Source organism: Salinivibrio sp. AR647, assembly GCF_001995415.1.
Taxonomy (GTDB): domain Bacteria; phylum Pseudomonadota; class Gammaproteobacteria; order Enterobacterales; family Vibrionaceae; genus Salinivibrio; species Salinivibrio costicola.
The window spans coordinates 36,957-52,018 of record NZ_MUFE01000006.1; the positions used below are offsets into that span (position 1 = coordinate 36,957).

Below are 15,062 nucleotides of genomic sequence, written 5' to 3' on the forward strand. Positions count from 1 at the left end.
GATGGTGGGAATTGTTGTTGTCTCTCATAGTCGTCGCCTTGCTGAGGGGGTCGCTGAATTAGCGACCCAAATGACCCAAGGCAAAGCGAATATCGCCATTGCTGCAGGTGTTGATGATCCTGAAAACCCGATAGGTACCGATACCATTGCTGTCATGGAAGCGATAGAGCGGGTGAATGATGAAAAAGGCGTTATTGTCTTGATGGATCTCGGAAGCGCATTGCTGAGTGCAGAAATGGCGCTAGATCTCCTTGATGATCAAATAAAGGAAAGTGTGACGTTAATATCAGCGCCCATCGTCGAAGGGACGATGGCGGCATCGGTGGCAGCAGCGGCAGGGTTACCGATGGCAACCGTGGTTGAGGAAGCGCAGAATGCCTTGGGTGTAAAACAAGCGCATCTAGGTGATCAGCCATCAACAAATGCGGAACCCGCGCAAACGGCGACGCAGGACAAAGAAGCGCTGACATACGACTGGATCGTGCAAAATCCGCATGGATTACATGCTCGGCCAGCCGCCGCCATTGTTGGCGCACTGGCGCGCTTTGACTGTCAACTCTGGCTACAAAAGGGCGACCGACAGGTCAATGCAAAAAGTCTCAATAGTATTGCGAAGCTTGGTGTCCGTTGCAATGAGACCATAACCATACATGCCCTTGGTTCCCAAGCCGTGGATGCGATAGCAGCATTTAAAGCTCTCGCACATGATCACTTTGGCGAAAAACAGGCCGTTGATGATGGTGCTCTCGAACATCAAAGCGATGAAATTGATACATTACACCATGAGGTGAATGCGCAAACCATTGAAGGCGCGATCACAGGGATTAGCGTGAATGAAGGTATTGTAACGGCGCCCGTTGTTCTTTTTACCAGTGATATGCCCTCCGTACCCGATCGTCCCTTTGGTCATGAAACCGATGAAATTGCGCATGTTAAGCAAGCCATAGAGTGCGTTGTTCAGCGTTTACAACGTCAAGCAAAGCAAGCGAAAGGAGACATATTTTCGGCGCATAGCATGATGTTAAGTGACCCTGAATTGTGGCAATCGGTCGAATCGTATATTCAGTCAGGCATGATTGCCGAGCAAGCTTGGCTAGAAACCCTTCACGCGCTGGCGGAAGAATATCGTCATGCTGAGACGCTATACATGCGCGAACGTGAAGCTGATGTACATGATATTGCCCGCCAAGTGATGATTGAAATGACAGGTGCCAAGCCTCAGGCCATTGAGATTCAGGAGCCAAGTATTTTATTGGCCCATGACCTTATGCCCTCGGATGTGGCTGGATTCGATAAAGAAAAAGTGCTCGGTATTTGTTTAAGTGAAGGCGGTAAAACGTCCCATAGTGCGATACTTGCTCGCGCGATGGGGATCCCCGCGATGGTAAAAGCGCAAGGGTGTCTCGATGCCGTTCGGTCAGGTCAAATGGTGACGCTTGATGGCTTCAAAGGGCACTTATGGTTTGCGCCGTCAGATGAGATACAGCAGGCGCTAGACGCACAGAAAATTGAATGGCAAAACGCGCGAAAAAGTGCGCTAGCGAGCGCACAGCAAGTGGCGATGACTCGCGATGGTATCGCTATTCCCGTTTTAGCGAATATTGGTGGACCGAATGATTTGGAAAATGCGTTAACATCGGGGGCAGAAGGTGTTGGTCTATTTCGTACCGAGTTTCTATTCCAAGACAGTGAAGCCTTACCGACTGAAGATGAACAATACCAAGTTTATCGAGACATTGCCGCTGCGCTCGGCGATAAACCACTCACCATTCGTAGTCTCGATGTGGGAGGGGATAAACCTCTAGCGGCTTATCCTATGCCTGAGGAAGATAATCCTTTTTTAGGCTTGAGAGGGGTACGTTTGTGCCTCAAGCATGAAGCTTTATTTAACACGCAACTGCGCGCGATTTTAAAGGCGTTTCAGGTACAGCCGAATATTCAACTGATGATACCTATGGTCGCGCAGGTTGAAGAAGTAAAAAAAGTGAAAGCATTGTTGGCGCATCAAGCTCAGCAATTAGGGGTGGATGCAAGTAAGCTTCCTGTCGGTATTATGATAGAAGTACCCGCTGCTGTCCTAAATGCGGATGCGTTGGCGCAAGAAGTTGACTTTTTTTCTATTGGTACCAATGATCTGACGCAATATGTTATGGCGGCAGATCGCGGCAATACGGCAGTCGCAGAGCTTGTGAATTACTTTGAACCGTCGGTGTTAAAAGCCATTGAATTGACGTGTGCTGCCGGTGAGCGTGCTGGTATTCCCGTGAGCATGTGTGGCGAAATGGCGGGTGATCCGAACGCAACACAGATGTTACTTGGTATTGGTCTTCGTAAGTTCAGCGCCAGCGCTAGCCTGCTGCCTGGACTCAAAGCTCAGATTCGCCAACTGTCTTTGCAGGCATAGCGTTCCTCTACGTATAAACCGGCGTTCAACGCCGGTTTTTTTATATGACTTTTTTAATATGACTCGTTAGTACCACTCCATCTGTTCATGTAAGCCAAATTTTTTGATTTTTCGCCATAGTGTCGTGCGTCCAATTTGCAGTGCTTTGGCCATCTCGTTCATTTTCCCATTACATTGATTCCAAGCCTGAACAATGGCTCTTTTCTCGGCTTCTTCTAGGGTTATGATCGGCGTATTATCTGTACGATGATGGGCGTTCAATTTTATGTCCTCAGGAATATCACTCAGTTTGATCAAGTTTGAACCTCGATTAAGCAAGATGCGCTCAATTCGGTTTCTTAACTCGGAGTTATTTCCTGGCCAACGAAAATTCATTAACGCTTCCAATGCCACTTGTTCTATCGAGAGGGTTACATTGTGGCGACGCTCGTAATGGCTAACAAGCTGCTGGACAAGATGTTCGATGTCTTCTCTGCGTTTTCTTAGTGGCGAAATAGGGAGTTCGTTTGAGGATAACTCATAGTAGAGTTGGCGACCAAATGAGCGCTGTGTAACATATTCGCTGATTTCTGCGGTCGTACTGGTAATGAGTTGAAAGTCTACTGGGATCAATCGCAAGCTGTCGCTACGGCTTACCAAGCCTGTCTTTAATAACTTTAGTAACACGGCTTGTAAGTCTGGCGATAGGTATTCCACTTTTTCTAAAAACAGAGTTCCGCCGTGAGCTAACTCAAACTTAGAAGGCATGCCCTGTCCTTCATCATAGCCCAAGGTCTCTTTCACCAGTTGTTCCGTATTGATCGAGCGGCAGTTGAGCGTAATGAATGGCCCATCTTTATAGCTACTCTCATTATGAATCGCCATGGCTAACGTCGCTTTTCCCACACCTTCCTCTCCAGTAATGAAGATCGGTGAATTCGATTTTATCGCCCGCTTGGCCATGGTAATCACGTGTTTCATCTTGCGTGAAATAACAGGCAACGTATTGAATGTATATCGTGCACTGCCTCCGATTTGCTGTTGAGCTAGTTCGCGAATTTTATCGATGGGGTGCAAGAACAGTAAATGGGTGCCGTCATTGAGCGCACGCAGCGTGATAATAGCTTCGACGAACTCGCCGTTGACTTCTATTGTGGTCAGCTTACGCTTAATCGTTGTGCCAGACTCAATACTGTTGAGTACATTAGGTGGAAAACGAAAAACACAGAACACATCTTTCTCTAAGATATCGCTCGCCTCAATATTCAGTAATCGCTCAGATTGATGGTTAACCATTGTGATGTGGTTGTCTTCATCCCATGCCAGGAGACCATCATCCATGGACTCTAGTGTGGCGTTGTGCGCGCAGGAAAGACGGTTAATATTCTCTTGTTCAGAATGAATATGTATCTGCAAACTGATTTCTCTCGCACTTGACGCGATGATGACTAAGCTCTCTTTCTGGTAGTGTTCTGCGTTTTTAATCAAACACGTTGTCCCACGTAGCTTGCCAAATTGATCGAAAACAGGTGCTGCCACGGAGGCATAAGGATGTAAGTGACGATTAAAGTGTTCTGCGGCAAATACTTCACAAGGCATATGGGTGTTGATACAGAGATTGACTGCATTGGTACCAATCTTCCCTTCAGAAAGAAAGCAACCGTGTTTTATACCAAGCTCGTTCATCTCCTGCTTTATTACGTCATGCCCGACGAGAGAAAGAATGCAGCCATTGTTGTCAGTCACAATCAATAGCAAATTTTCTTCGCCTAACATATCGTAAGTATCTTCAAGCACTGTGGTGGCACATTCGATAAGATGCTCGTTGCGCTTCATCAAAGACGACAAGGTAAAACCAGAGGCAATGTGTGGTTTTGACCAAGTGTAGGGATTACATTGCTTTATACACCGCTCCCACGACTTAAGTACGGGGGTACGTGAGAATTCATGAGACACCCAGTGGTGTTTTTGGAAAAAGTCCCATTTGGTTTTATTGTCTTCGATCGAAAGCATGCTATACCGCTCTAGCACAAGTTATGGACTGTCGGCATGTTACAGGTACTTTAGCCCAGCAGCTGTGAGAACTTTCACGCCTCAGCACAGAGAGACGAAATGAGCGAGATAAAAGACGTATAAAAACTGACCGTTTTATCCAGTGGTCAGGGTGTATTTTTCTATGCGTGCGTGATGCGGTCGTGTATCATTAGGCACCTGTTATAGCGCCGCGCTTTATCTTGTTGGAGATGTTTCAACAAGTTTTACTAGGGGCGTATTATAACCAGCCATAACGTAGAGTTATTCCGTTTTTGACGCCTGTGAAGGCGACAGTAAGGTAAGACAAACATGAGCGAAAAATTACAGAAGGTGCTAGCGCGTGCTGGCACGGGGTCACGCCGCGAAATGGAAAGCTATATCCAAGCCGGCCGAGTGAGTGTCAATGGTGTGGTGGCCAAGCTGGGCGACCGTCTTGACGATCCGAGTGCGCTGGTGCGTGTCGATGGCCATGCAGTGCCGCTCAATGCGCCTTCTGAGTCAGTATGTCGCGTGCTGGCTTACAACAAGCCAGAGGGCGAACTATGTACGCGTAGCGACCCAGAAGGTCGTCGTACCGTGTTCGACCGGTTGCCAAAGCTCAAAGATGCCCGCTGGGTCGCTGTTGGCCGCTTGGACGCCAACACGTCCGGTCTCATGCTGTTTACCACTGACGGTGAACTGGCAAACCGCTTGATGCATCCAAGCCGCCAAGTGCAGCGTGAATATATGGTGCGCGTTTTTGGTGATGTGAACGAAGACATGGTGCGCAACGTGGTGGCCGGTGTCGAGCTTGAAGACGGTGTTGCCCGCTTTGAGGACGTGGTTTACGCGGGTGGCGAAGGGATGAACCACACCTTTTATGTTGTGATCACCGAAGGGCGTAACCGCGAAGTGCGTCGCCTTTGGGAAACTCAAGGTGTGACTGTGAGCCGCTTGAAGCGAGTGCGTTACGGTGACATTTATCTTGAGAAAGACCTGCCACGTGGTGGTTGGCGCGAGATGGAACTTAAAGAAGTTAACTATTTGCGCGAGATGGTGGAAATGAAGCCTGAATCGCAAACAGTGATCACGCCAGAAGACCAAAAGCGTAAAAAGTCGCGTCAGAAAATTCGTCGAGCAGTGCGCCGCTATGAAGAGCGTATCGACTCGAACGATAAGCCAAAGAAAGCCCGTCAAGCTCGCCGTGGTAATGCCCCGGCAGCAGGACCAAAAGGGTCGGGACCCAAAAAAGGTAGCCCACGCCCTGGCGCGCCAAGAGGGAAAGGAAAGCCTCGGACGCGTAAATAAAACGCTTTCAGCATTAATGAATGAAAACCCGGCCTTGTGTCGGGTTTTTTTATTCAAGAGAGAAGAGAAGGGTATACATGATAACGATTATTATTTGTGTTATTGTCAGCTCAATTTATAGAACTATCGATATACGGAAATAATGACGATCGCTGCTGAGCCTTATCAAGCTGCCACCCGTTTGAATCGGATTGAGCGTGTATTAGCCTACATCCATACCCATTTAGATCAGCCACTATTGGTTAGTGAACTTGCAGCAAAAAGTTGCTGGTCTCGTTGGCAACTGCAGCGCGTGTTCTCTGAGCAAACGGGGATGAGTGTTGCGCACTACGTGCGGGAGCTTAAATTGAGTGATGCCGCTAAGCAGTTACTGACTGGCCAACGTCGTATCATTGATATTGCCTTATCCTGTGGGTTTACCTCTGAGGCTAATTTTTCCCGCGCATTTCGACAGCAATATAATATGACGCCTCGAGAATATCGTCGACGAGGCATTATGGATGGTATTCGTACACCGTTACAAATTACCACTTTAACCACACCACAACCTCTGTGGTTATCTGTGCAGATTAAAACGCGACCTCAAGCCACAATCGCGGGAGACGTTGCACCGATATTGGGATTATTTGCGCCAGAGCCTGATTTTAATGATGTTGTGCCAGCGCTTTGGCAGCGAGCCTATGCGCGCGGCGTGATTGATCTAAACCAGCCAAGTATCGGTGCCATTGATGTAGCTAGCGCGGATACACTGCAATCACCGTTGCCATACCTTGCGGGACAACAGGCATTAGCAGGCTTTCAACATGACACCACAAGCTGGATCATTCCGGAAACGACCTATGCCGTTATCACGCACTCCGGGCCGGTGAGCGGGCTCCCTGATACATTGCAGGCGTTTATTTACGCTTGGCTACCAGACTCTGGCTATCAATGCACCGATGGTATAGAGCTTGAAATCTACCCCAGTGGTTACCAGCCCCACTCGAATAGCGCAGTAATGACATATTGGGTGCCACTCAATCCCGTGCATCGTGCTATCGATCCCGTGCATCGTGCACCAAAATGAACAGTATTTCCTCTATGTATCCATAAAATACGAATGATTCCGTTTTAGATTTATTGGTTCGTCATTAGAGGAAATCATGATGCATACAGGTTTTTCGTGCCCACGGCAGGCTATTGGGCGATTGTCGCCGTTGACCTTAGCTGTGATTAGCAGCGTGGTAACTGTGTCGGCTTACTCTGCTCCCCAAGAAGCCAACATGGAAACCATACAAGTCCTAGGTGACACGTACCGCAATACCGCCACCAAAACGGTATTGGCACCCGAAGAGACACCACAAGCGGTCACAGTGATTAACCGCGACACTTTGGAGCAGCGCCAAGCAAGTTCATTAAGCGAAGCCGTCCGCTACACCCCGGGCGTAAATACCGAACTTCGCGGTGGGGCCGTGACCCGTCTCGACCTTTTCAATATTCGTGGTTTTATCAACTATCAAAATTTTTACGACGGGTTAGCGATCCCTTACAACACCTGGAATTTACAGCCACAAATTGATCCGATCGCGATTGAGCAAGTCGAGGTTTTTAAAGGACCTACATCCGTGTTGTACGGAAATATTCCACCGGGTGGTATGGTGAATATGATCGCGAAAACGCCTCAGCGTGAAGCCGCGCATCGGGTTGGCGTCAGTACTGATACAGAGGCGCTGCGAGAAATATCAGTCGACAGCACCGGAGCGATTCAAGATACCTCGTTGGCCTATCGGATGGTGGCGCTGGCACGGAAAAAAGACGGGCAAGCCGGGCATTCAGAAGAAGAGCGTTATGTCGTGGCTCCGTCGCTAGATTGGCGTATTTCGCAAGATACCTTAGTGAATTTTAATCTATATTATCAAGCGGATCCGGCTGCGGGCATTTATACGTCGCTACCAGCAAAAGGCTCAGTGCTGCACAGTGACCAAGGCAGCCTTTCGAGTGACAGTTTTTCCGGTGACAACAACTGGAATACCTACGACCGAGAGTTTTTAATGCTGGGCTATAAGGTGCAACACCAACTCGCTTCTGATTGGTCACTACTGCACACCGCACGATACACCGATGCCGATTTACTGCAAAAGAACATGTACCACCAAAAAAGCAGTGATGACAGACACTATCCGCGTAATGCGTACCTGACAGATGAAACCATGGAATCGTGGGTGGTTGATACTCAGCTTTCTGGCGATTTGCGCTGGGGGGCAGCGCAACATTACACCTTGTTTGGCTTGGATTATCAAAACATGTCGTCCAATGTTGGCTATGACGATACCCTTGCAGGTGTGGTGCCGGCTATTGATATCTTTGAGCCCAATAATAACCAGGTTGACCCAAGTTCACTTAGCTTCGTTTATCAGGATCAGCATGACATTGAGGTCACGCAGACCGGACTCTACGCCCAAGATCAGATCCTTTGGAATCAATGGGTCTTCCTCGCTGGCGCGCGATACGATGAATATGAGTTAAAAGATGATCAGCAAACATTGTTTGCTGGGTCACCGAGTACCTCTGATAAAAACATTCGCCACTACAATTTGGCGTTTCGCGCCGGAGCCATGTACCAATTTGATAACGGTATTTCCCCTTATCTCAGTTACTCCGAGAGCTTTGAGCCGACAGACATGGATAATCGAGGTAATGTCTTTGATCCATCGAAGGGCGAGCAGTGGGAAGCAGGCCTGAAGTATTTATCATTGGATGGGACGACAGGGCTCAACTTGGCGTTATTTGAGCTGACTAAGCAAGATGCCTTGGTCAACGATCCCAATGATTCTTACGCCAAAATTCAAACGGGTGAAATCCGTTCGCGAGGCGTCGAAATTGAACTGAGTCATGCGCTGAGCCTAGATACCAATGTGGCCTTAACCTATAGCTATATTGATATGGAGATCACCGACGATCCTAATCTTGATGGCAAGACACCGGTTTGGGTGCCCGAGCAAACGGCCAGTGCTTGGGTGAACCATCAGTTAACCTCCGGATTAGAAGTGAGCGTGGGGGCGCGTTATGTGGGCGAGTCACAGGGTAACGCGAACAATACCTTTAAAGTGCCTGATTATACCCTGTTTGATACCGCTCTAAACTATGATCTTGCTCAGCTAGATACGTCGCTATCAGGAGCAAAATTGTCACTATCTGCAACGAACCTGCTGGATAAAACGACCTATAGCTGCTTCGACGAGCTGAACTGTTGGTATGGTGATGAGCGGAATGTAAAAGCAAAAATTACCTTTGATTTTTAAACCGCGTTTGTGAAAAACAACGCCCCCGTCAATGGGGGCGTTTTTGTTTATCGTTTGGGTTGCGCATCAATGCACTGGCCATGCACTTCAACACCTTCCGGGGCCATGAGGTAGACGTAGAGCGGAATAATATCGAGTGGCGTTTTTAATGTGTCGGGATCCTCGCCTGGGAAGGCGCTGGCGCGCATGCTAGTTCGCGTGCCACCTGGATTAATCGCGTTCACTCGTACCTTGGTGTCTGACATTTCATCGGCCAGTACTTGCATCATTCCTTCCGTGGCGAACTTAGAAATCGCGTAGCTGCCCCAGTAAGCACGGCCTTGATGACCCACGGTAGACGTGGTAAACACCACGCGCGCATCATCAGACTTTTTCAGCAGTGGCAGCAAGGCTTGTGTCATCAACATGGTGGCTTTGACGTTCACTTGCATCACATCGTCATGCGATTTTTCATCGATTTGATCGAAAGGGCTTAGCACGCCAAGTAGGCCAGCATTATGGAGTACACCGTCTAAACGACCAAATTGTTGGTCAATGGTATCCGCCATGTCGAGATAATGCTGCCGGGTTGCCCCCAGCATGTCTAAGGGAATAATGGCAGGTTGTGGTGCGCCCGTGGCAGTAATTTCATCGTACACAGCTTCAAGTTTTTTCACGGTGCGGCCGAGCAAAATCACCGTCGCGCCTTTTTCGGCATAGCTCAGTGCCGCTTGACGACCAATACCAGCGCCGGCGCCGGTGACCAAAATTACACGCCCTTGAAGCGCGTCGGAGGTTACTTGATAGTCCACAGTACAAATCCTTATTTATTGTTAAACGTAGATTATTGTAAGGTTGCGGGTAATGTGTGACAACCAAGTGCGTGATGCACTGGGCTGAGGCATTGCAAACTCAGAGATAAAAAGAGGATACAACATTGGAATTCATTGCGGATTATGGGCTTTTTTTAGCGAAAGTCGTCACCTTTTTAATGGCAGCGGTGGTGTTAGTGGCACTGCTACGCGCGGCGAATGATAAAGGCGGACAGAAAGGCAGCCTGAAGCTTACCGATTTAACCGATAGCTTTAAGACCTACCGGCAGTCGCTCGAACATCATCTTTACAATGAGTCATCGTTAAAAGCGCGCGATAAAGACGAGAAAAAGGCGAAAAAGAAAGAAGAAAAGGCACAAAAGGCCGCAGCGAAGAAGCAAACGGCGCAGCCAACACAGCGCGATCCGCAACTTTTTGTTCTGACTTTTAAAGGCAGTATTGATGCCCGCGAAGTCGAGGCATTGCGTGAGGAAGTGACCGCCATTTTGTCGGTAGCGACCGAACAAGATGAAGTCTTGGTTAAACTGGAAAGTGGCGGCGGCATGGTGCATGGCTATGGGTTAGCCGCCTCGCAACTGGCACGCGTTCGTAAAGCCGGCGTACCGCTGACTGTCGCGGTTGACAAAGTCGCGGCTAGCGGTGGCTATATGATGGCATGTGTGGCCGATAAGCTGATCGCTGCGCCTTTCGCAATCATTGGTTCGATTGGTGTGATTGCTCAGCTCCCTAACTTTAATAAGTTGCTCAAGAAAAACGATATTGAGTTTGAGCAGCTGACCGCAGGGGAGTTTAAACGTACCTTGACCATGTTTGGTGAAAATACCGATAAAGCGCGTGAAAAATTCAAAACCGAGTTGGAAGAAACGCATGGTCTATTCAAAGCGTTTATCACCGAGCACCGCCCTTCGTTAAATGTTGATGAGGTCGCAACCGGCGAGCACTGGTTTGGCAACCAAGCATTAGAACTTGGCTTGATTGATCAAGTCTGCACCAGCGACGAGTATCTTTTTGAGGCGGCCAACAAGGATCGTAAAGTGCTATCGGTCTCTTATCAGCAGCGCAAAAATATCGCTGAGAAATTAGCAGGAACCTCCGCTGAGGTGGCCGATCGTGTGTTACTTAAATGGATTAGCCGAGGCCAGCGTCCGCTGGTGTAAGCAAGCGCGCGTGCATGATACCGGTATATTGCACATAAAATAGGGCATCGTCGCATTGACTGCTGGCATGCCTTTGGCTTGGCGAAATCACACTATGATGGGATAAATATCAAGAATAATGTGAGCCAAGCCAAAAATTACCGTATCCACTTAGCTATTTTACAGGCGGCAATGGTAATGATTAGCGCGCTTTTTGCCGAAAAGTGGCATAGCGAATAACCGATACACTACTATCACAACTGGTTAACAATTGTGGAAGGTACGAGCAATCAGCGTGTTTTACTGCGAATTTAGTTGATATTCGGCTAGACTCGCTCAATATTGTAAAACAGATAGCGGCATTCCAATATCGGAGTGCAACGCAACGAATTTTCGACAGTTTTAGCGCAAAGGGCGTCAATTAGGTCATTATGGGCAAATCTCTCGTTATCGTGGAGTCCCCTGCAAAGGCGAAAACGATCAACAAATATCTCGGCAAAGATTTCATTGTGAAGTCGAGTGTCGGGCATGTGCGTGATCTGCCTACTGGAGCGACCCAGGGCGGTAAAAAAGCTGCACCTGTGTCTACGAAAGGGCTCAGCGCCGAAGAAAAAGCGCGAATTAAGAAACAAAAAGAAAAGAAGGCGCTCATCAATAAGATGGGCGTCGATCCTTACAACGGTTGGCAGGCGAAATATCAAGTGCTGCCGGGCAAGGAAAAAGTCGTTGCCGAACTCAAATCACTGGCCGAGCAAGCTGACCATGTTTATCTCGCAACGGATTTGGACCGCGAAGGGGAAGCCATAGCTTGGCACCTGCGGGAACTGATCGGTGGCGATGAAGATCGTTTTAAGCGTGTTGTGTTTAACGAAATCACCAAAAATGCCATCACCCAGGCGTTTGAAGCGCCGGGAGACGTTAACATTGATGGCGTCAATGCACAGCAAGCCAGGCGTTTTCTCGACCGTGTGGTGGGCTTTATGGTGTCACCGCTGCTTTGGAAAAAAGTGGCGCGCGGTTTGTCGGCAGGGCGTGTGCAATCGGTCGCGGTGAAATTGTTGGTCGAACGCGAGCATCAAATTAAAGCGTTTATTCCTGAAGAGTTTTGGGATGTGCATGCGGACACGCTCACCCCTAACGAGCAGGCGCTTCGATTGCTCGTTGCACAGCAAAACGGAAAAGCCTTTAAGCCGAAAAACAGCGATGAGGCGATGGCCGCGGTGTCCGCGTTGGAAAACGCGAGCTATGTGGTACGTGATCGTGAAGATCGCCCCTCAACCAGTAAGCCATCTGCGCCCTATATCACCTCAACACTTCAGCAAGCCGCCAGTACGCGGTTAGGCTTTGGGGTGAAGAAAACCATGATGTTAGCGCAGCGTCTTTATGAGGCGGGTTACATCACCTATATGCGTACCGATTCGACCAACCTCAGCAAAGAGGCGGTGGACGCAGCGCGGGGACATATTGCCAGCGAATACGGTGAACAATATTTACCTGAGTCGGCGAACGTCTACGGGGCAAAAGCCAATGCGCAAGAAGCCCACGAAGCGATCCGTCCATCGGATGTTGGCGTGACGGCGAGCGATTTGCAAGGTATGGATCCTGATGCGCATCGACTGTACGACCTGATATGGCGTCAGTTCGTGGCGTGTCAAATGGTACCGGCTAAGTACGACTCCACCACATTGACCGTAGAAGCCGGTGAGTTCTCTTTGAAAGCAAAAGGGCGGATTTTACGTTTCGATGGTTGGACGCGCGTACAGCGCCCGACGGGTAAAAACGAAGATCAAATCTTGCCTACGGTGGAAGTGGGACAATCACTGACGTTGAGTCAGCTTGATCCGAAACAGCACTTCACTAAGCCACCGGCGCGATTCACGGAAGCGGCTTTGGTTAAAGAGCTGGAAAAAGCGGGTATTGGCCGTCCGTCCACGTATGCGTCGATCATTTCGACCATTCAAGATCGTGGTTATGTGCGCGTCGAAAATCGTCGTTTCTACGCAGAGAAAATGGGAGAGATCGTCACCGATCGTCTGACCCAGAGCTTTGCAGACTTGATGGATTATGACTTTACCGCCCGGATGGAAGCGTCGCTGGATAAAATCGCTGAAGGTCAAGCCGATTGGAAAGGCGTGCTTGACGACTTCTTTGCCGACTTCACCGCAGAGCTAGAGCAAGCGGAACAAGACGAAGAAGAAGGCGGGATGAAACCGAACAATATGGTCATGACGGATATCGATTGTCCAACATGTGGCCGTAAAATGGGTATTCGTACTGCATCAACTGGCGTCTTTTTGGGCTGCTCAGGGTATGCATTACCGCCGAAAGAGCGTTGCAAAACCACCATCAATCTGATGGATGAAGACGGCATTGTTAACGTCCTAGAAGAGGATGTTGAAACCGCGGATCTTCGTGCCATGAAACGTTGTCCGATTTGCGAAACGGCGATGGATTCATACCTGATTGACCAACATCGTAAGCTTCATGTCTGTGGTAATAACCCAAGCTGTGAAGGTTATGTGGTCGAAAAGGGTGAGTTTAAACCGAAAGGCTATGACGGTCCGGTCGTTGAGTGTGACAAATGTGGTAACGATATGGTGCTGAAAAATGGCCGCTTCGGGAAGTACATGGGTTGCACCAATGATGAATGTAAGAATACGCGCAAGATCTTGAAAAACGGTGATGTTGCACCACCGAAAGAAGATCCTGTGCATTTCCCTGAACTGCCTTGCGAAAATTCGGACGCCTATTTTGTGCTGCGAGACGGCGCCTCGGGGCTGTTTATGGCGGCAAGTAACTTCCCTAAATCGCGTGAAACTCGCGCGCCGCTGGTGGAAGAGCTCGATCGCTTTAGAGATCGTATCTCGGAGAAATTCCAATACCTTGCGGATGCACCACAACAGGATCCTGATGGACGACCGACGGTAGTTCGTTTTGCACGTAAAACCAAAGAAAACTACGTGCGAAGTGAAGAAGACGGTAAGCCATCCGGCTGGTCAGCTTTCTTTGTCGATGGTCAGTGGGAAGTCACTGACAAGCGCAAGAAGAAGGCCAAAGCCTAATGAGATTCAACCCGCCATCACGGCGGGTTTTTTTTCGTCGTTTTTAGCGGCCGTGATACCGACGTTTGATCTCTACCAAAGTGCCTCTGGTTTGTGCTGCTAAGATGCGACTTTGTATTGAGCCACGAGGCACCATGGAGCTGCACCAGTTAGTTAATACACTTGGCCAAGATCTCAAGCACCGCTATGGCGAACGGGTGCATAAACTGACGTTGCACGGTGGTTTTAGCTGCCCAAACCGCGATGGTACGTTGGGACGGGGCGGTTGCACGTTTTGTAATGTGGCCTCGTTTGCGGATGAAAAAGCGCAACATGCATCGGTCAGTCAACAACTCAGTCAACGCGCCAAAGAAGTGGATCGTGCCCGCCGTTATTTAGCGTATTTTCAGGCTTATACCAGCACCTATGATGAAGTCGCCCGTTTAAAAGTGTTGTACGAGCAAGCACTGGCCCAAGAGCACATGGTGGGATTATGTGTGGGAACACGTCCTGATTGCGTGCCGCATGCCGTGCTCGATTTGCTTGCAGATTATTATCAACAAGGCTTTGAGGTGTGGTTAGAGCTTGGCTTACAAACCGGCCATGATAAAACGCTCAAACGCATTAATCGTGGGCATAACGTCGCGGTATACCAACAGGTCGCAACAAAGGCCCGTGCCTTAGGGATCAAAGTATGCACCCATTTAATTGTCGGCCTGCCAGGTGAGGAGATAACGGCCCATCAACAGACGATTSATACTGTGGTAAATACGGGCACCGATGGGATCAAATTGCATCCGCTGCACATCGTTGAAGGAAGCACCATGGCAAAGGCGTGGCGAGCTGGGCGACAAAGGGAAATTTCGTTCGACGATTACATCGCTAGCGCCTCGATGATGATTCAGCGAACGCCACCAGAGGTGGTTTACCATCGGGTGTCGGCAAGTGCACGTCCACCCACATTGTTAGCACCTGCCTGGTGTGAAAATCGCTGGCTTGCGATGACAGCGATCGCCGAGACACTCACACAAACAGGCGCACAAGGGGCCGCGCTGGGCCACCCCTTTGTAGGGCGCTAGCCGATTGAA

Annotated in this window: 9 protein-coding genes; 7 read left to right on the top strand and 2 right to left on the bottom strand. The window is 49.2% G+C overall.

Annotated features, from left to right (window positions below):
* Position 1 precedes the first annotated feature (1 nt).
* Entirely contained in the window at positions 2–2,404 is a 2,403-nt protein-coding gene (gene ptsP, locus BZG76_RS08910) for a phosphoenolpyruvate--protein phosphotransferase (protein WP_077461041.1), read from the top strand.
* Positions 2,405–2,470: 66 nt separating this feature from the next.
* Here the strand turns inward: ptsP and dhaR are convergent, their stop codons facing one another.
* Complete coding sequence (dhaR, locus tag BZG76_RS08915; RefSeq protein ID WP_077461043.1) at positions 2,471–4,396, bottom strand: dihydroxyacetone kinase operon transcriptional regulator DhaR; 1,926 nt, start codon at positions 4,394–4,396, stop codon at positions 2,471–2,473.
* Positions 4,397–4,726: 330 nt separating this feature from the next.
* Here dhaR and rluB point away from each other — a divergent pair, with 330 nt between their 5' ends.
* The 3 genes from rluB (at position 4,727) to BZG76_RS08930 (ending at position 8,985) form a co-directional block, all read left to right on the top strand.
* The gene (gene rluB / locus BZG76_RS08920; RefSeq protein WP_021023931.1) at positions 4,727–5,704 is read left to right on the top strand and encodes a 23S rRNA pseudouridine(2605) synthase RluB; all 978 of its coding nucleotides are present in this window, start codon (positions 4,727–4,729) and stop codon (positions 5,702–5,704) included.
* Between the two features lie 142 nt (positions 5,705–5,846).
* A complete protein-coding gene (locus BZG76_RS08925; RefSeq protein ID WP_077461044.1) occupies positions 5,847–6,770 on the top strand; it encodes an AraC family transcriptional regulator in 924 nt (307 codons plus the stop codon).
* 196 nt (positions 6,771–6,966) lie between these two features.
* Positions 6,967–8,985 (top strand): TonB-dependent siderophore receptor, encoded by a 2,019-nt coding sequence (locus BZG76_RS08930; protein WP_241824071.1) that lies wholly within the window; start codon positions 6,967–6,969, stop codon positions 8,983–8,985.
* Between the two features lie 47 nt (positions 8,986–9,032).
* On the opposite strand, the gene BZG76_RS08935 is transcribed toward BZG76_RS08930, so the two are convergent.
* Positions 9,033–9,776 (bottom strand): YciK family oxidoreductase, encoded by a 744-nt coding sequence (locus tag BZG76_RS08935; protein ID WP_021023934.1) that lies wholly within the window; start codon positions 9,774–9,776, stop codon positions 9,033–9,035.
* A gap of 125 nt (positions 9,777–9,901) precedes the next feature.
* On the opposite strand from BZG76_RS08935, the gene sohB reads away from it, so the two are divergent.
* From sohB to BZG76_RS08950, 3 genes are all read left to right on the top strand, one after another.
* A complete protein-coding gene (gene sohB, locus BZG76_RS08940; RefSeq protein ID WP_021023935.1) occupies positions 9,902–10,954 on the top strand; it encodes a protease SohB in 1,053 nt (350 codons plus the stop codon).
* 410 nt (positions 10,955–11,364) lie between these two features.
* Complete coding sequence (gene topA / locus BZG76_RS08945) at positions 11,365–13,995, top strand: type I DNA topoisomerase (protein ID WP_077461047.1); 2,631 nt, start codon at positions 11,365–11,367, stop codon at positions 13,993–13,995.
* Between the two features lie 134 nt (positions 13,996–14,129).
* Positions 14,130–15,053: a TIGR01212 family radical SAM protein gene (locus tag BZG76_RS08950; protein ID WP_077461049.1), complete on the top strand. Its 924-nt coding sequence runs from the start codon at positions 14,130–14,132 to the stop codon at positions 15,051–15,053.
* Positions 15,054–15,062: the final 9 nt, after the last annotated feature.